Annotated in this window: 15 protein-coding genes; 14 read left to right on the top strand and 1 reads right to left on the bottom strand. The window is 45.4% G+C overall.

Annotated elements, in window-relative coordinates; translation table 11 throughout:
• The first annotated feature begins 113 nt into the window (after window positions 1-113).
• The 9 genes from cdaA to ACLUWI_RS09100 all read left to right on the top strand — a co-directional run bounded on the left by cdaA (window position 114) and on the right by ACLUWI_RS09100 (window position 10,909).
• Window positions 114-968 (top strand): diadenylate cyclase CdaA, encoded by an 855-nt coding sequence (gene cdaA / locus ACLUWI_RS09140; RefSeq protein ID WP_412147066.1) that lies wholly within the window; start codon window positions 114-116, stop codon window positions 966-968.
• Window positions 958-1,854 (top strand): YbbR-like domain-containing protein, encoded by an 897-nt coding sequence (locus ACLUWI_RS09135; RefSeq protein WP_412147065.1) that lies wholly within the window; start codon window positions 958-960, stop codon window positions 1,852-1,854. Before cdaA ends, ACLUWI_RS09135 begins: the two co-directional genes overlap by 11 nt.
• A 57-nt stretch (window positions 1,855-1,911) precedes the next feature.
• The gene (gene glmM, locus ACLUWI_RS09130; RefSeq protein ID WP_412147064.1) at window positions 1,912-3,267 is read left to right on the top strand and encodes a phosphoglucosamine mutase; all 1,356 of its coding nucleotides are present in this window, start codon (window positions 1,912-1,914) and stop codon (window positions 3,265-3,267) included.
• A 205-nt stretch (window positions 3,268-3,472) separates the two neighbouring features.
• A complete protein-coding gene (glmS, locus tag ACLUWI_RS09125; protein WP_412147063.1) occupies window positions 3,473-5,293 on the top strand; it encodes a glutamine--fructose-6-phosphate transaminase (isomerizing) in 1,821 nt (606 codons plus the stop codon).
• Window positions 5,294-5,522: 229 nt separating this feature from the next.
• Entirely contained in the window at window positions 5,523-5,834 is a 312-nt protein-coding gene (locus ACLUWI_RS09120; protein WP_006500368.1) for a hypothetical protein, read from the top strand.
• A 144-nt stretch (window positions 5,835-5,978) separates the two neighbouring features.
• On the top strand, window positions 5,979-7,811 hold the full coding sequence (locus tag ACLUWI_RS09115) for an acyltransferase family protein (protein WP_412147062.1): 1,833 nt from the start codon (window positions 5,979-5,981) through the stop codon (window positions 7,809-7,811).
• Window positions 7,812-7,826: 15 nt separating this feature from the next.
• Window positions 7,827-8,642, top strand: coding sequence for a Cof-type HAD-IIB family hydrolase (locus ACLUWI_RS09110; RefSeq protein WP_412147061.1), 816 nt, complete (start codon window positions 7,827-7,829; stop codon window positions 8,640-8,642).
• Window positions 8,643-8,968: 326 nt separating this feature from the next.
• Window positions 8,969-9,562 carry a LysM peptidoglycan-binding domain-containing protein gene (locus tag ACLUWI_RS09105; RefSeq protein ID WP_412147067.1) on the top strand — a complete coding sequence of 198 codons (594 nt, stop codon included), beginning with the start codon at window positions 8,969-8,971 and terminating at the stop codon, window positions 9,560-9,562.
• Between the two features lie 282 nt (window positions 9,563-9,844).
• On the top strand, window positions 9,845-10,909 hold the full coding sequence (locus ACLUWI_RS09100; RefSeq protein WP_412147060.1) for an LCP family protein: 1,065 nt from the start codon (window positions 9,845-9,847) through the stop codon (window positions 10,907-10,909).
• A 41-nt stretch (window positions 10,910-10,950) separates the two neighbouring features.
• Here ACLUWI_RS09100 and ACLUWI_RS09095 read toward each other — a convergent pair whose 3' ends face one another.
• Entirely contained in the window at window positions 10,951-11,991 is a 1,041-nt protein-coding gene (locus ACLUWI_RS09095) for a YeiH family protein (protein ID WP_412147059.1), read from the bottom strand.
• A gap of 126 nt (window positions 11,992-12,117) precedes the next feature.
• Here ACLUWI_RS09095 and ACLUWI_RS09090 point away from each other — a divergent pair, with 126 nt between their 5' ends.
• From ACLUWI_RS09090 to ACLUWI_RS09070, 5 genes are all read left to right on the top strand, one after another.
• Complete coding sequence (locus tag ACLUWI_RS09090) at window positions 12,118-13,014, top strand: LysR substrate-binding domain-containing protein (protein WP_412147058.1); 897 nt, start codon at window positions 12,118-12,120, stop codon at window positions 13,012-13,014.
• A 309-nt stretch (window positions 13,015-13,323) separates the two neighbouring features.
• Window positions 13,324-14,511, top strand: a complete 1,188-nt coding sequence (locus tag ACLUWI_RS09085) for a cysteine desulfurase family protein (RefSeq protein WP_412147057.1) — start codon at window positions 13,324-13,326, stop codon at window positions 14,509-14,511.
• Window positions 14,512-14,970: 459 nt separating this feature from the next.
• Window positions 14,971-16,101: a PTS transporter subunit IIC gene (locus tag ACLUWI_RS09080; RefSeq protein WP_412147056.1), complete on the top strand. Its 1,131-nt coding sequence runs from the start codon at window positions 14,971-14,973 to the stop codon at window positions 16,099-16,101.
• A 389-nt stretch (window positions 16,102-16,490) separates the two neighbouring features.
• The gene (locus tag ACLUWI_RS09075) at window positions 16,491-16,724 is read left to right on the top strand and encodes a hypothetical protein (protein ID WP_412147055.1); all 234 of its coding nucleotides are present in this window, start codon (window positions 16,491-16,493) and stop codon (window positions 16,722-16,724) included.
• A 180-nt stretch (window positions 16,725-16,904) separates the two neighbouring features.
• Window positions 16,905-17,864, top strand: coding sequence for a hypothetical protein (locus tag ACLUWI_RS09070; RefSeq protein ID WP_412147054.1), 960 nt, complete (start codon window positions 16,905-16,907; stop codon window positions 17,862-17,864).
• Window positions 17,865-17,921 lie beyond the last annotated feature (57 nt).

Genomic DNA, 17,921 nt, shown 5'->3' with positions numbered 1-17,921 from the left:
GGATACTCAATATCGGGGTGTCTGCTCACAAGTCATCGACTTTAGCTGATGGTGGTTGACTGATATAATCATACTTAAGAATTTTATTTTAAGGCAGAAGGGAGAGAAATATATTGCAGTTTCTTGCATCACTCCTCAACTGGCATAATCTGGTCAATCTAATTGATATTTTAGTCATCTGGTTTTTGATCTATGAGTTGTTGATGCTGGTTCGCGGGACTAAGGCCGTGCAGCTGTTCAAAGGAATTCTGATTATCATCCTGGTTAAGCTGATCAGTTGGTATATCGGACTCAGCACGGTTTCTTGGGTGATGGATCAGATTATCAACTGGGGAGTCATCGCCATTGTCGTGATCTTCCAGCCAGAGATTCGGCGGGGGCTGGAGCATTTAGGACGAGGCGCGCTGTTTGCCCGTACGCCTAAAGCCAACGAAGAAGAAGAAGACTTGATTCGGCAATTGGACCAAGCGATTCAATATCTTTCCAAACGACGGATCGGAGCCTTGATCTGTATTGAGATGGAAACCGGTCTAGAAGAATATATTGAAACGGGAATTCCATTGGATGCCGAGGTTACCGGTGCTCTTTTGATCAATACGTTTATTCCAAATACGCCGCTGCATGATGGGGCCGTGATCATCAAAAATAATCGCATCGCTGTCGCTGCCGCTTATCTGCCACTTTCTGACTCGAAGCTGATTCCTAAAGATCTTGGCACGCGGCACCGCGCGGCAGTGGGGATCAGTGAGGTTACCGACGCGCTGACGATTGTAGTCTCTGAAGAAACGGGTGAAGTTTCGATTACCAAAAATAACGAGCTGATGCGAGGTATGTCACGCAAAGACTATCTGAAGTTTTTACGGGCGCAACTTTACACCGAAACTCCTCAGCATCCAAGTCCCGAGAATTTTCTTACCAATTTGATGCGGCGTTTTCGTAAGCAGGGAGGCGATCAGCATGAAAAATGACAAGATGGGCCTGTTCGATCACGTCTGGGTATTGCGAATCGTTTCCTTGATATTGGCAATCCTACTATTTATATACGTTACTGGCAGCAAAAGCAGCGATACGCGTCAGTCATCGCAAAACGGCCAAAATACTGCACTGATGGCCAATAAAACGCAGACGCTCAAGATACCGCTGGAGGTTAAGTCAAATTCGGAAAAATATGTAGTCACCGGCTTTCCACAATACGTCAAAATCAAGATTACTGGCCCCTCTGCTTTGGTAACGACCACGGCCAATACACAAAATTTTAAGGTCTATGCGGATCTGACCAAGCTGGGAACCGGCAAGCATGAGGTGCGTTTAAAGGCGTCCGGTCTGAATAAAGACTTAAGCTATGCGATCACACCGGCCAAGATTAAGGTCAACATTCAATCGCGCAATACTGCAACGGTGCCGGTAGAAGTGCGCTTAAGCTCTAAAACCTTAAATGGCAGCTATCAGATTGGAACGCCCAAGGCTGCATTGGAAAAGGTTCAGATTACCGGTGCCAAAAGTGAGGTGCAGCAGGTTGCCAAAGTAATTGCTTATGTCAACGTGCCTAAAAACGCGCAAAGCACGCTACATCGGACGGTAACGCTACAGGCAATCAACGAAAGCGGTCAGACGATGAATGTGGTAATCATGCCAAATACGGTATCGGTAACCGTGCCAATCAGTCAGACTGACAGTGGCGATAAGAATTCGGGTTCGTCCTCGGCGACCAGCTCGGCGATAACGCAGTCCAGCTCTGATGATTCGGCGGATTCTGCAAGCTCTTCTTCAGTCAAGCATAGCTCAGCCAACTCGTCATCTGGCAGTCAGTCAAATAATTCGTTGGTTTCGACAAGCGAAAATGACGCAAAGTAGTATAATCAAACATAGTGAATTTTAACGGAGCTTTTTAGCCCAGAAACGAGGAGAAACATGAATTTGAAATATTTTGGAACTGATGGCGTTCGTGGCGTGGCCAATCGCGACCTGAGCCCAGAACTGGCTTTTAAGGTTGGCCGTGCCGGTGGCTATGTCTTGACTCGGCACTCAGAACGCAAGCAGCCCCAAGTCTTGGTTTCCCGTGATACGCGAATTTCCGGTCAAATGCTGGAAAATGCCTTGGTTGCTGGTCTGCTTTCAGTCGGTATCGAAGTGCTGCGCTTAGGTGTCGTCACTACGCCTGGCGTTGCCTATTTGGTTAGAGCACAGGGGGCCGATGCCGGTGTAATGATCACGGCCAGTCATAATCCAATCCAATATAATGGCATCAAGTATTTTGGCAGCGATGGCTTCAAACTTTCCGATGAGCTGGAATATGAGATTGAACAGCTCCTGGATGCCGAAACGGATACCTTGCCACGGCCATCTGATGCTGGTTTAGGAACGGTTGAAGACTACCATGAAGGTGCACTCAAATACACATCTTTTTTGGAACAGACGATTTCAACGGATCTTTCTGGCCTAAAGGTGGTTGTTGATGCTGCCAATGGTGCTACCAGCGGCTTTGTTTCCAATCTGTTGGCGGATTTGAATGTTGACTTTACGCCGATTCATGCCAATCCTAATGGTCTCAACACCAATCTCAACTGTGGATCAACGCATCCCGAAAGCCTGCAGGAAGCTGTAGTTGCTAACCATGCTGATCTGGGGCTGGCATTTGATGGCGATGGTGACCGTTGCATTGCTGTTGACAATGAGGGTAACCTGGTCGATGGCGACAAGATTATGTACATCTGTGGCAAGTATCTGAATGAAAACGGCCGCTTGAAAAAAGATACGATCGTTACTACGGTGATGAGCAATCTGGGAATGTACAAGGCAATGGAAGCGCATGGCATGAAGAGCGTGCAGACTAAGGTTGGCGATCGTTATGTCGTTGAGGAAATGCTGAAGTCAGGCTACAATCTGGGTGGCGAGCAGTCGGGCCACATTATCTTTCTTGACCACAATACGACTGGCGATGGGATGCTGACGGCACTGCAGCTGCTGCAGGTCGTAAAATCCAGTGGCAAGAGCCTTAAGGAACTGGCATCTGATGTCAAGACATACCCACAAGAACTGGTCAACATTACCGTGGCTGACAAGCAAGCAGCGATGGACAACCCAGCTTTGAAGGCTGTCATTGCTGATGTTGAAAAGGAAATGAACGGTGATGGCCGTGTCTTGGTTCGTCCTTCTGGTACCGAACCGTTGCTGCGAATCATGGCTGAAGCGCCAACCAAAGAACTGGTCCATGCCTATGTTGAAAAAATTGCGGAAGTTGCTCGCCGCGAGCTTGAAGTTAAATAATCTTAGATAATATTTAGGCTGGCAGCGATGAGCTCAATCGTTGTCGTGACGCCTTTAAAACTGTTAAAAAATTGCCGACTCTATACCAATCGAGGTTAATCGATTGACATTGGGGCCGGCAATTATTAATATACAATAGTGTTATTAATTAATAGCTTGATTTTAAAGTTATCTATACCAATTTTATTGAAGGATGGGAAATATTATGTGTGGAATTGTTGGTGTTACAGGAAACGATCGCAGCGTTTCTATTTTGATCGACGGGTTGAAGCGTCTGGAATACCGCGGTTACGACTCCGCCGGCATCTACGTCAACGATGAAAAAGGACATGACTACCTGGTTAAGCGTCCTGGTCGCATCAGCAACCTGGAAGCTGCCTTAACGCCAGAAGTTAAAGGGGTGGCTGGGATTGGCCACACGCGCTGGGCTACGCACGGTGTTCCAAGTGAAACCAACGCGCACCCGCACTACTCCAATGATGAACGATTCTATCTGGTTCATAACGGGGTAATTGAAAACTATCAGCAGCTGAAAGAAGAATATCTTAAGGGTGTTGAATTCAAGAGTCAAACTGACACGGAAGTTATCGTTCAGCTGGTTGACAAGTTTGTCGTTGAATACAAGATGGATACCAAGGATGCGCTGCTTAAAGTTCTGCGCTTAATCAGCTCTGATTCTTCATATGCTTTTGCCTTGATGGATCGCGAGCAGCCAGATACGCTGTTTGTGGCTAAGAACAAGAGTCCATTGCTGGTTGGACTGTGCCAAGGCTATAACATGGTAGGTTCTGATGCTATGTCGATGATTGATGAAACCAACGAATTTATGGAAATCAATGACCATGAACTGGTGATCGTCAAGCCAGACAATGTAACGATTGAAGAATTCGATGGCACGGAAAAGAAACGCGATTCCTTTAAGGTCGATATGGATCCAAGTGCTGCCGACAAGGGTACGTATCCATTCTATATGCTAAAAGAAATTGATGAGCAGCCTGCCGTAATGCGCAAGCTTGTGCAAGAATACTTTGACAGTGACGATCAGCCGCAGATCAGCGAAAAGCTTTTGCAGGCAATGGCTGAATCCGATCACATTTACGTTATTGGTGCCGGGACCAGCTATCATGCCGGTTTGATTGGGGCCCGGATGTTTGAAAAGCTTTGTGGCGTGCCGACTACGGTTCATATCTCATCAGAGTTTGCCTATGAGCAGCCGTTGCTTAGTCAAAAGCCGTTCTTCCTGTTCCTGTCGCAGAGTGGTGAAACAGCTGACAGTCGCGAAGTGTTGGTACACGTCAATGAACACAACTGGCCAAGCTTGACGATTACCAATGTTGATAAATCAACGCTTTCTCGTGAGGCTACCTTTACTTTACTCCTGTATGCTGGTCCAGAGATTGCCGTTGCCTCTACTAAGGCCTACACGGCTCAGATCGCGGTTGAAGCTATTTTGGCCAAGGCATTGGGTGAATACCTGAATCGCGATGCTGCTCAAAACTTCGACTTGAAACACCAGTTGGGAACGATTGCCAATGGGATGCAGTCAATTACCGACTCAAAAGAAGACATTGAAGCACTGGCTTCACGCTACCTCTCTAAGCCACGCAACGCCTTTTACATTGGTCGGGGTATTGACTGGTCAGTTTCTTTGGAAGCCGCTTTGAAACTTAAGGAGATCTCTTATGTTCAAGCGGAAGGTTTCGCATCTGGCGAGCTTAAGCATGGTACGATCGCGTTGATTGAAAATCAAACGCCGGTAATTGCTATTATTACCCAAGATCGGACAGCAGGACTTACGCGCAGCAATCTGGAAGAAACGCAGTCACGGGGTGCTGCTGTCTTAACGATTGTTTCACGTCATCTGGCGCATGAAGACGACAATATCATCATTCCAGACGTTGACGAACTGCTGACGCCGCTTTTGAGTGTCGTTCCTGCACAGCTGCTTGCTTACTACACGAGTCTGGGCAAGGGCTTAGACGTTGACAAGCCGCGCAACCTGGCTAAGTCGGTTACGGTACAATAATCATAAAAAGAAGAAACGATTTGCCGTTTCTTCTTTTTATTTTATGTCAATAGCGGAAAAAATCTGAATAGTTGTTGACAGCGCTTACAATATTTTGTAATATATAGTCACAAGGTATTAAGTATTTACCTTCTAATCAATTCTCTTTCTCTCTTATGCCAATCATCGTCGGTCCACGGCGATGATTTTTATTTTCTGATACAATAGATGCGAAAGGGGATTTGTTTAAATGGAAGAACAGCATGAAGTTTTTACCTTAATAGAAGAAATTACGCGTAATGACGGCACTAAATATTATGAAATCGGCAATATGGTTCATAATGGTCGAGCTGAGCTGGCTGCTGAGCGTGGTTATATTAAGGAAGTTCGCATTTTAAAGCTGAATATCCCGCATTCACAAAACGTGATCAACTATGAGCATTTCATCAACACACACTATCAGATGCAAGATGAATCAATGGATCACTGGGAGGAATGGAAACGAACCCCAGAAGCTGATCAGCTGGTCAAGGCGATTCTGCGTGAAAACCGAGTTGGCTGATTGAGTGATCTTAATATTTCTAACAACGGTCGGGGCAGAAAAAGGCTGTCGCGACCGTTATTTTATAAAAAATCATTTTGATGAGACTTGTTGGTCAACTGTGATTATAATAAAAGTTGTTATTTTTTATTTGGGGGGAAATCTATGCGGTCCAAGCAATATGTGACAGGAGTCGATGGCGTCCGAACGTTAGCCGTGCTTGGCGTGATCATCTATCACCTGTTGCCGACAACGTTGCCAGGCGGTTATTTAGGCGTACCGCTGTTCTTATTGATCTCTGGGTATTTTGTTACCCTGCAGCTGGTGCGGCAAATGGATCAAACCGGCGGTATTCAGCTGACGAAGTTTTATCTTAAGCGTCTGCGGCGGCTGTACCCGGTACTGATCGTTATGCTGATAGTCACGACGGCTTATATTACGCTGTTTGCTCGTGATCTGCTGCATAATATCAAAAGCACCATCGCTACTAATCTGCTATGGGTCTACAACTGGTGGGAAATCGGCCATGGCCAGTCTTATTTTGACCGCTTCAATGGGGAGTCGCCGTTTACGCATTTATGGACGTTAGGCGTTGAGGCTCAGTTTTACTTCTTGTGGCCGCTGATTTTATTCATGTTATTTTTAATTTTGCGGAAACGTTCCAAAATCAAGTGGACAGTCTTTATCCTGGCGGTTGCTTCAGCAGTTGAAATGGCGCTGCTGTTTGATCCGCAAAACATTAACCGAGTCTACTATGGAACGGATACGCGAGCCTTTTCGATGCTCTTGGGTTCCTGGCTGGCCTTGTGCTGGCCGATTGATCGCCTTAACGCCAATCTGACGACAAATGCTGCTAAAATCTTGGATGGATTCGGGATTGGTACACTGCTGATTACGCTACTGGGCTTTTTTACGCTGCCAGGTCAAAGCAGCTGGACCTATCGTGGCGGCATGTTTTTTTATAGCCTGATCGGAATGATTTTGATTGCGACGGTAGTTCATCCGGGTAGTCATATGAATCGCTGGCTGACCAACCCTTTCTTTACCTGGATCGGTCAGCGCTCATATGGCATTTACGTCTACCAGCTGCCGATTATGGTCTTTTATGAACGAGTCGTTGAGATTGGCCGTCATCCGGTAATCAATGCTTTAGTTGAATGTCTGCTGATTTTAGCGGTCAGTGAACTTTCCTATCGATTGGTTGAACAGCCGCTTGCTCATTATCAGTGGCGGTATCTGCCGGCCAGCATTCGTCATTGGATCGACTTTAAAATGCGGGATTGGCACCAATGGCTGAAAGTTGGCCCAGTCGTCATCATCTGCTTTATTGCGCTATGCGGTCTGATGCTGCCGAGCAAGCCGGCTAAAAAGAGTGCGGTTCAGACCCGCATCGAGAAGAGTCGCCAGGCCACGGCTGCTAAAAACAAGCAGATTGCAAAAGGAAAGACGGTTAAAGTTAACGTCAACAGCAAGTCGCTGCAGAAAAAATACGGTCTGACCTCGAACCAGCTTAAAGCAGCCTCAGAACTGAAGGCCACGGCAATCGGTGATTCAGTAATGGCCGATGCTTCGCAGGATATTCAAGAGATCATGCCGCATGCTTATGTCGATGCTGAAGTCGGGCGCCAGGGGAGCGCTACGCCAGCCGTTATTAAAGAGCTTAAAGCCAAGGGGCAGCTGCAAAAAGTCGTGATTTTAAATCTAGGAACCAATGGCGCGATGGATTCGCAGACGATTGATGATATTTTAGCGGCAATCGGTAAGGATCATCAGGTTTATTGGATCACGCCGCACGTACCTACGCGTGACTGGGAACAGACGGTTTGCGATCAGATCAAACAGGCCGCCAAACAGCATACCAACGTACACGTGATTGACTGGAATCAGACTGCCAATGATCATGCCGAGTGGTTTGCGCAAGACAAGGTTCATATGAATGAGCAGGGGAATGCGTACTTTACGCGACTGATTGTTAAAACGATCCTAAAGAACAAATAGAAAAGAGAAACGCTTATGATTAAAATGATTGCATTAGATATGGATAACACGCTGCTCAACAGTCAAAAAGAGATCAGTCCCCGAAACGAGGCGGTCTTGAAACGGCTGCATGAACAAGGCATCAAAATCGTGCTCTGTACGGGTCGACCAATCAACGCGATCTGGCCATATATTGAACAACTAGGTCTGACCACAGCTGACGACTACACGATTACCTTTAATGGCGGGCTGGTCGTTAATAACCAAACGCGGGCTGCTTTATCAGAACATGGAATCTCAAAAGACAAGCTGCAGGCAGTCTTTGATTTTGCCAAGCAGCACGATTTTTCGCTAGATGTTCTGGACTTTGATCGCGTCTATGAAATCATGGACATGCCGCGTTCAATCTACAAAACCATTTTAAAAAACATTGAATTTAAAGACGCGCACTTCAACGATCTGCCAGGTGGCGACCATGTCTATGCCAAGGCGATTATGGCGATTCCAGCTGCTAAGATGAGTCAAGAGGTTCTGCCAGCCGTTCCCGATGAATTACGGCAGCAGGTCAATGTTGTTCAATCGCAGCCGATGGTATTAGAATTTTTGCCAAACGGGGTCAACAAGAGCGTTGGGCTACAGGCACTGCTAGAGCATTATGGCTGGAATTTTGCCAATCTGATGACTTTTGGCGACGCCGATAATGATTATGAGATGATTCGTGATGCTGGTGATGGTGTGGTAATGGCAAATGGTTTGGATAACGTCAAAAAAGCTGCTGATCATTTAACCAAATCTAATAACGAAGATGGCGTTGCCGTTTACCTGGAAAAATTTTTTGCAACATTAATGTAACATAAGGCGTAATTCAGGCTTAAAATCTGGTCGTAAAAAGTCGCTGAAATCATAAAAATGGTTTTTGTGTGACTTTTTACGATTTTTTTTGCAATATTTCAAATGCAGATATAAAAAAGTTAGACAAGCCGAAAAATACTGATATAATAACATTTATGATCAGAACGCTGTTTAACTGGTCATTGATTTATTACAGAATATTACAAAATAGCCGTAAAAAACTCTAAAAACGCAATTGCCTTGTTATCAATTAGTAATATTGAGCGTGTATGATAAAGGACGTTGATAAGGAAATGATAAAAACGAATTGATAAAGGATGGTTTTGATTTCTATGAAGAAGAACTTTAAGAAGATTACCGCTGCTTTGGGTGCCGTTGCTTTTGGCGTTGCTGCTACTGCTACGGTTGCTAACGCTGACACGCTGTACACGGTTCAATCTGGCGACACGCTGTCCAGCATCTCTCAAAAGTTCGCTAACGACAACAGCTTGGTTCAAACGCTGGCTCAACAAAACAACATTCAAGACGTCAACAAGATCTACGTTGGTCAACAATTGGTTATTAAGACTGATGGCCAGGCAACTGCTGCTCAAACGACTGCTCAGCCAGCCGCTCAAGCATCTACGCAATCAGCTGCTGCTCAAGCTTCACAAACCACTACCAACTACGCTTCTAACTACACTTCCACGGCTTACGGCTCTGAAGCAGATGCCAAGGCTTGGATTGCTGCTCATGAATCAGGCAACAACTATGGCGCTCGCAATGGTCAATACATCGGTAAGTACCAATTGAGCGCTGCCTACCTGAACGGCGATTACTCACCTGCCAACCAAGAACTCGTAGCTGATCGGTACGTTGCTGGTCGTTACGGTTCTTGGGCTAATGCTAAGCAACACTGGCTGAGCAATGGCTGGTACTAAAATCAGAATTTAAATTTGAATCAATCAAAACACCGTTTATCATGAACGGTGTTTTTTTTAACAAAGTTTATAAAATTTTTTAAAGAAAGTTATTGATTATTAAATTTTTTGTTGAAAGTCAAATGTGGCAGCTTTTTTCTGATAAATTGAATTAGTCAGGCTAAACGTGGCAATTGATAAAGCAACTGCCAAATCTATGACAGGGAGGTTTGCATTATTAATTGAGAATCATTTATAAAGGTGATTTAATAAGATTCTTGATTTATTAATGCGGATAGAAAAATGGAAGAAAAGACACAACCAGCCAAAACGCCCAAAAAGAAGAAATGGCGTTGGCTTAAATGGCTGCTGGCGCTGATCGTAATTGTTTTGGCAGCTGGTGGTTGCTATGAGTATTACCAGGTTCATCAAGCTGCCTCAAAAGTATTCAGCAACAGTGAAAAGGTCGATAAAAAACTGCAGCAGGGCAAGCCAATCACGATATTGACGCTTGGTATCGATTCTGGTGCTTTAGGGCGCAAGAATTGGGGAGCCGGCAACACGGACTCGATTGAAGTCATTACCGTCAATCCTAAAAAGAAGACAGTGCGAATGACTGCTATTTCCCGCGATATCCCAGTCAAGGTCAAAGTCAAGGGCGGCTACACCTACGTTAAGCTGAACGCGGCCTATTCGCTGGGCGGCGTTAAGGAAACGAAAAAACAGGTTGAGGAGCTGCTTGGCATTAAGATCGATTACTACGCTTCCGTCAATATGGGGGTTTTGGAAAAGGTCGTCGATGCGGTTGGCGGGGTAACGGTCAACAATTCGTTTGCCTTTACCTATGAGGGACATCATTTTAAAAAAGGCAAGCAGCATTTAAACGGCAGCCAAGCGCTTAAATACTCGCGGATGCGCTATGATGATCCAAGAGGCGACTATGGTCGTCAATATCGGCAACAGCAGATCTTAGAGGCCGTTATCAACAAGTTTAAGAAAAATGGCTCAATCACGGTTGCCAATAAGCTTTTGCAGGCGGCTGGCGATGGCGTGCGGACTGATTTGCCGGTTAAAGCCGTTACGACGCTTTATACCAAATACAGTCCGGCACTGAGCAACGTCAAGATCGATCATCTGCAGGGAATCAGTGCCACGATTGATGGTGTATCCTTCCAGGCAGTCACGCCAACTGAGATCAACCGGGTCTCCAAGGCAATTCGCAAATCGATCGGCGAAAAGCCAAAACATGTTACCAACACGGAAACCAGGCTTTATGACTATGCGGTTCAAAATGGCTATGATGGAATCAACAATCTTGAGTTCACGCTGCCAAACGGTGCCGAATATAATACGGTTGTAAGCAACTAAAAAAGAGCTGAGAAATTCCTCAGCTCTTTTTTGTTTATCATTTAGAAGAATAATTTGCTCATGGCAGCTACGAAGCCCAACAGTACAAACGAACCTAAAACAGCAGCCAGCAGTGCGTTGCGGCCGCGTGTCAACAAGACCTTAAAGTTAACGCTCATGCCAAGGGCAGCCATTGCCATCCCTAAAACCAGGTAGGCCAGCTTAACCAGATCGGCAATAATTGTGGCGCCTAATGGCATAAAGGTTCCAATCACGCTGGCTAGAATAAAGCCGACCATGAACCAAGGAATCGGAACTCGTTTTTGGTCATTCGTCAAAACAATTGAGCCATCTTTAATGCCCTTTTTTTGGTACCACCAGCCAATAATCATCGCAGCCGGTGCCAGCATTAAGACTCGTGAAAGCTTGGTAATGATTGCAGTGTCTAGACTGACCGGACCACCAGCGCTGCCAGCAGCTACGGCATGGGCGATCTCGTGCAGCGAACCCCCAGTCATAACGCCAAATTGAACGGCAGACATGTGTAAAAGCGGCTTGATGCCAATTTCCAAAAGCGTGAATAAAGTTCCTAGAATCGCAACAATAGCAACGGCAACGACTTTGTTTTCACGTTGACGCTCAGCTTCGTTTTCGCTGGCAGCATTGTCAAACTGTGATGAAATTCCCATCACGGCTGCTGCACCGCAGATTCCCGTTCCGCTGGCGACCAGAATTGCCAGATGACGATCAACGCCAAAGCGCCGAGCCAAGGAATAAACCAGCAGAATCGTACCCGAAACGATCACGACTGCCAGCAGGATCGTTTTGATGCCAGCTTGTGCCAAGGCAATCAGATTCAGCTTAAACCCTAAAAGAATAATGCCTAGACGCAAAAACTTATTGGAAATCAAGCCAATCCCAGACTGACTGTAAGCAACGGCAGGCTGAGCAAACTGCATCAGCATCCCCAGAATCAAAGCAATTACCAAAGCGCCGATTACGGACAGGTAGGGCAGATTACCTAAAAAAGAGCCTGCCAGAGAACACAGCAGTGTAAGCAAAAATGCTACGACAAATTGCCGTGAGAATAATGTCTTAGTCATATCCAAAACCCTTTCTCTTAACTCAGATTGATGATGATTTAAGCCTATCATGTTATATTAATAAATAAAAATTAGTATTTTTTTGATATGCAAAATTTTACTTATAAAAGAATTGAGGTAATAATTATGCATCAAGATCCGCTGCTCGACCATCGCAGCAAAACACTGCTGGCTGTTGCCCAAACTGGATCGCTGACTGCAGCTGCCAAATTGCTGTTTATTACTCAGCCAGCCGTTTCACAGCAATTGAATGCCTGGGAAAAAGAACTAGGATTCAAACTGCTTGATCATCAGGGAAAGAAAGTAGCTTTGACCCCTGTTGCCAAACGCTTGGTTGATTATTTGACGTTTTTAAGGAATGAAGATCAAAAAATACTGGCGAAGCTGAAAAAGGAGACCGCGCCGTTAAGATTGGGGTCAACACTTTCAATTGGCAGTTTTTTATTACCCCAGGTGCTGACTAAAATGATCGAACAAGACTGGCCGGTTACGACTCAGATTGGCAATACGCAAACGCTGCTCAGCCAGATTCAAAGAGGAGAACTGGATGCGGCACTAGTTGAGGGAGATTTTGATCATCGGCATTTTGTCTGGGAAACCATTGGCCAAGAAAAATTTGCTCTGTTTGGCAGTCATCAGCTTAAAGCAGCGGTTAGTCTGGAAAAACTGTTTGACTATCCGCTCTTGGTTCGCGAACTGGGATCAGGGACACGGCAGATTTTGGAAAAATGGTTGCAGGTACATGGCAGCTGCTTGAATGATTTTAAACAGGTAGTTGAGATTGGCAGTCCCAATGCAATTATTGAGCTGCTTAAAGGCGGCGTGGGCATCAGCTTTATGTATCAGGCGCTAGTTGAAGACGAGCTGGCAGCCGGACAGCTCTTTGAATGGAAATTGAACGGACTGGCAATTCGGCACGCGCTTTATCTGGTAACGGCGCAAAACAGCTTTTTTAAAAATCAGCACCACCAGCTGGCACGGATCTGTCGGCAGCTGAACGGATTGAATTTAGTTGGCAAGTAGGAATCCGCAGGCGATTTTGACTGAACTGTTGTTATGACTAAGCTTTCTTAATCAATATTCGCAATTCCTTCATAAATCCGCCACAGCTTGATTGCATTTAACCGGTAATATAATGACAATCAAATTAATCAAGCAACGGTGATTAATTTGATGATCCCCTACTTTTTCTCAAAAATACTCCCAATTATTGAATAAAGCACTAATAAAGCCGCTCAGTTTCCCCAAGCTGAGCGGCTTTATTTTGCGTCTGAACGGCAAAGGTTTATACTAAGAAATGCGCTAGAATAAGAACCTTGACCAAATCAAAAAATGGGAGCGAATATTTTGGACAAGCGAGTATATATTGATAATGCCGGGACCACGCCAATGGCTCCAGAAGTCGTAGCTGAAATGACTGAGAAGATGACCAATGTCTTTGGCAATGCCTCGACAACCAACTATTATGGCCGGATTGCCAAGCAGGTCCTGGAAGACAGTCGTCATGTGATGGCCAAGTCAATCAACGCTGCTTATGATGATGAAATCGTGATTACTAGTGGTGGAACGGAAAGCGACAATACCGCCATCAAGCAGACGGCATTGGCCCGCGCCAGTGAAGGACGTCACATCATTACCACACGGTTTGAACACGAGGCGATTTTACGGCCCTTGGAAGACTTGGAGCAGCAAGGATATGAGGTTACCTACCTTGATGTTGATGAAAATGGTCAGATTGATCTGACAGAGCTGAAACGGGCGATTCGTCCTGATACGATTCTAGTCTCGATCATGACGGTCAATAATGAAGTCGGCAGTCATCTGCCAATCCATGAAATCGGTGAGATCGTAGCACCAACCAATGCCTGGTTTCACACGGATGCGGTCCAGGCTTATGGAACCGTGCCGATCGATGTTCAAAAAGACAAGATTGATCTGCTCTCAGTTTCTGGTCATAAGCTGAATGGCCCTAAGATGATTGGCTTTTTATACCGGCGGCGGGGCATCAATTTTCCATCGTTCATCCGCGGTGGCGACCAAGAGCTCAAACGGCGGGCAGGAACTGAGAACGTACCGGCAGCGGCTGGTTTTGCCAAGGCGATTGAACTGCATATGAATAACCTTAATGATCAGGCTGAACGTTATCTTAACTTGAAAAAACATTTGGTTGATGGTTTAAAAGCCAACGGAATCGATTTTGCAATTAATGGACGATTAGATGAAGGAATGGCGCCGCAAGTCATCAGCATCTGGTTTAAGGGCGTTCCAAACGATGCTCTGTTGACGAATCTTGATTTAGATGGCATTGTTGGCGCTGCGGGTTCAGCCTGCACGTCTGGTTCGTTGGATCCCTCTCATGTTTTGGTAGCCATGTATGGTCAAGACAGCCCTCGCGTCTGGGAGACGTTAAGATTTAGTTTTGGTATCTATAATACAATTGAAGATGTCGATCGTCTGCTGGCCGCATTGACTAAATACGTGCCACGGCTTAAAGACAATGGCGATCGGGGACAGCGCTAGGATGATTCTCTGTTAACAAAATTAACGTTATGTTCATTAAAAAAATAATATGAGTTGTGAATGGAGTCGCTTGCAGCGGCTCTTTTTTGTATTTTTTACATAAACCAACTTAATAATAGACAAACTATAAAAAACGTCTTGCATAATCGTTTTGATTTGATATTATAAATGCATTAAGAAATCTCATTTTTTTTTAAGGAAGGAGCTTGATCGTAATGGCACCATTAGCAATTGTCCTAAATCTTATTTTTCTAGTCCTGGTCATTATTATCGTACGTGTCGTGCGGTCAAGAGTCCCAGCTTTTTAGCATTGAGATTTCTGTCCACGACGCGCGCCTGAAACCGAAAACGCGGTAGTGGACAAGCATCAATCTAGATCCTCGCTTGACATCCACTGCTTGTTGAATCGGCAGTGGATGTTTTTTATTAAAAAGGTATGAGAAGAAAGAGGTAATGCATATGGAGCAAGCAGCCAATACTAAACAAGCTAACTTTAGCATGAGTGCTCGTGAAAGAGCCGTGCACAAAACAACCGTTAAGGAATATGCCTATAATATTTCTGCAGCGGTTGCCAATGCCATTCTGGTCACGCTGGGGATGGGACTGTTGATGCAGACGATTGCAGGTTTTGTTCACTTCCAGCCGCTGTACATGGCCGGGACGCTGGCGCAGGATCTTTTAGCTCCAGCCCTGGGAATTGCTGTTGCTGTTGAATTAAGAACGACGACGCTGGTAATGTTTAGTTCTATGATTGCGGCAACGGTTGGTTCTAACGCGGTTCACTTCGTTACGGCAGCCAAAGGGGTAGCTGCCGTAACGGCGACTGGTCAAACCGCCGTTCAAGCCGCGGGGACTGGTGTTTTTAGTACTGGTCAGCCGGTTTCGGCAGTCTGTGCGGCCCTGATTGCGGCTTTGCTGGGCAAGTATCTTTCCGGTAAGACACCACTGGATATGGTTCTGGTTCCATTTGCGGCAACGATGGTAGGTACGATGGCTGGTTTGGGTTTGGCTGCAGTTGTTACGCCAGCTTTGATTGCGGTAAGTGGCTTCATTGCTAAATCAATGACGGTTAACCCAGTACTTGGTTCAATCTGCATCTCGGTAGTTTGGGCACTATTCTTAATGACACCGGCTTCTTCAGCAGCGTTGGCGGTTGCCTTGATGCTGGATCCAGTTTCATCGGCTGCCGCAGCAATTGGTACAACGGCACAGTTTGTTGGATTTACGGCAATGTCATGGAAGCAGAATACAGTTGGAGCCAATATTGCTCAATTTGTAGTTACGCCTAAGCTGCAGTTTCCTAATTTGATCGTCAATCCACTGCAGCTGATTCCACCAGTTGTTGCAGCCGCGGTCTGTGCTCCATTGGCGACGGTTATGTTTAACTTCCGCGCGACCTACACGGTAGGGGGCCTAGGTCTTAACTCATTTATTGCGCCAATTTATTTCTGGGGGCAAAGTACCGGCTCGTTTGTAACTTACGTTGTTTGCGGGATGGCACTGCCAGCATTGATCTCGGTCGTTGGTTTCCAGATCATGAAAAAGATGAAGCTGGTTCGTGACGGTGAAATGCATTTGACGGTTCTTTAGGTTCTGATTGATTATCGTGACTCCTCGTCTGAAAAGGTAAGACGGGGAGTTATTTTTTGTCTAAATATGATAAAAATAACATATTAGATTGTGAAAGAATATTAACAAAATCAATGGTAAAACGCTTGGAATTAACCAAACCAATTGTGAAAACGCTATCTTCAAAGGATACCAAATTTTTTTTAAAAAAATATTTTAAAAATTAAATATGCATAAATTCAGATTTAATCAAGGTTTAAACGGCATTTATGGGTTAAAAACGAGTTTATTCATTTTTCAAACATTTCCAATCATAAATGCTGTCGGTTGTCAAGGGAGGTGGGGTGGATTTAAAAGTTGCTTGTGTTAGAATAAGCCTTGCAAATAAGTTAAAGAAGGGAAGTTTTATTATGTTTGTTGCTGTTGCTGCTTTCAACCAGGCCGCTCTTTTTGGCGCATTGATTGTTTTTGCCGTAATGGGTCTTGGCAGTTTGTTTGTCGTATTAAAGGATGTGCAGGATAACCTGCCGCAAACGGCCCCTTGGGTAGCAACGACAATCAACATTAGCTGCCTTTTCGTTGAATGCGTGGGCATCGTAATCGCCATTTCCGTTTTGGTACTGGGTGCTCGCTTGGTATTTTAGCCAAACCAGATTAATTGCCGCTGGGATGAAGAATCTCAGCGGTTTTTTGTTACCGGCAAAAGCTCTTAAAACGGCCTTACATTGTGCTCGCCGATTTGAATTTGTTTTTGCGGCAGACTTGATGGATAATATAGTTAAACGAAAACGTTTTCTTAGATCTGAGGGTGGGAGGAATAGATAATGAAACGGAAATTCAATCTAATAACCAGCGCGATAGTTTTGGCTATGCTGCTGACTGGGTGTGGAACTTCAACGACATCGAGTCAAAAAGATTCATCCAGTTCCAATAGTATTAAGACAGCTAAACAGCATTCATCGGCCAAAAAGACAAGCTCCAAAAACCAATCGACATCGGCTGACCAATCATCGCAGGCCGCGCAATCGTCAGTCAGTCAATCCAGTAATAGCTCAACATCGTCAACCGCCAGCTCTTCATCAGTTGCGGCAAAATCGACAACTGATAATTCAGCAGCCGGCCAAACCAAGGCCAGCGCAGTCAATCCAGCTGGCAGCGATGCGCAGCGTTTAACGGCTTTTAATCATGCAATTCGTGCCCAGCTAGGCAGTGTTCTTTTGCCTACTACACCAGGACTTTCTACGACTAACGGCCATCTAAACGTTCGCTATTCTGGAAATGCCAGCAACTACACGATCTATTACAGTGTCGGCTACACGGCCAAGCACTTAAATGATCCAACTTTAAGCTCCCAGACGCCTTACCTGATCTTAAATAAAAAGACCTATGCCAGCAAGACTGCGGCTGCCCAAGCAATCAGACACTATGATGACAGCAGCACGACTGGCTTACCAACAGTAGATCTAGGGCATGGCTTAACGGGCACGATTGATGCGGGGGCAGGTCAGCGCTACTTGACATGGCAAGAAGGACATTGGCAGCTGACGGTTCATGCCGCAGCAGTTAATGGCGAAGACCCATTGCCAACCGCCCAGCATATTGTCAATTTGTTGGAACAATATTACCTACCAGCCCCAGATGATCGTGGTACCGGGACGTTTGAGGTTAGCGTAGGCGATGGTCAACGGCCACAGGTTTTGACCTGGATGCGTGACAACGTGGTTTACACGATGGAAGCCCACAGTACCGACACCTTGGTTCAAATGGCGGCCAGTCTTAAATAGTTATTCGAGTAAAAAACGCACTGTCGTAAAAGGCAGTGCGTTTTTTGATGAAATTAT

Source organism: Limosilactobacillus mucosae, from assembly GCF_046939755.1.
Classification (GTDB): Bacteria; Bacillota; Bacilli; order Lactobacillales; family Lactobacillaceae; genus Limosilactobacillus; species Limosilactobacillus mucosae_A.
This window is presented reverse-complemented; position numbering and strand designations above follow the sequence as displayed.

Excerpts from the sequence above, each read along its gene's own strand:
- glmS (WP_412147063.1), top strand. The coding sequence starts at position 3,473 with ATGTGTGGAATTGTTGGTGTTACAGGAAACGATCGCAGCGTTTCTATT.
- ACLUWI_RS09090 (WP_412147058.1), top strand. The coding sequence starts at position 12,118 with ATGCATCAAGATCCGCTGCTCGACCATCGCAGCAAAACACTGCTGGCT.
- ACLUWI_RS09070 (WP_412147054.1), top strand. The coding sequence starts at position 16,905 with ATGAAACGGAAATTCAATCTAATAACCAGCGCGATAGTTTTGGCTATG.
- ACLUWI_RS09120 (WP_006500368.1), top strand. The coding sequence starts at position 5,523 with ATGGAAGAACAGCATGAAGTTTTTACCTTAATAGAAGAAATTACGCGT.
- ACLUWI_RS09110 (WP_412147061.1), top strand. The coding sequence starts at position 7,827 with ATGATTAAAATGATTGCATTAGATATGGATAACACGCTGCTCAACAGT.
- ACLUWI_RS09100 (WP_412147060.1), top strand. The coding sequence starts at position 9,845 with ATGGAAGAAAAGACACAACCAGCCAAAACGCCCAAAAAGAAGAAATGG.
- ACLUWI_RS09080 (WP_412147056.1), top strand. The coding sequence starts at position 14,971 with ATGGAGCAAGCAGCCAATACTAAACAAGCTAACTTTAGCATGAGTGCT.
- ACLUWI_RS09075 (WP_412147055.1), top strand. The coding sequence starts at position 16,491 with ATGTTTGTTGCTGTTGCTGCTTTCAACCAGGCCGCTCTTTTTGGCGCA.
- ACLUWI_RS09085 (WP_412147057.1), top strand. The coding sequence starts at position 13,324 with ATGGGAGCGAATATTTTGGACAAGCGAGTATATATTGATAATGCCGGG.
- ACLUWI_RS09135 (WP_412147065.1), top strand. The coding sequence starts at position 958 with ATGAAAAATGACAAGATGGGCCTGTTCGATCACGTCTGGGTATTGCGA.
- glmM (WP_412147064.1), top strand. The coding sequence starts at position 1,912 with ATGAATTTGAAATATTTTGGAACTGATGGCGTTCGTGGCGTGGCCAAT.
- ACLUWI_RS09095 (WP_412147059.1), bottom strand. The coding sequence starts at position 11,991 with ATGACTAAGACATTATTCTCACGGCAATTTGTCGTAGCATTTTTGCTT.
- ACLUWI_RS09115 (WP_412147062.1), top strand. The coding sequence starts at position 5,979 with ATGCGGTCCAAGCAATATGTGACAGGAGTCGATGGCGTCCGAACGTTA.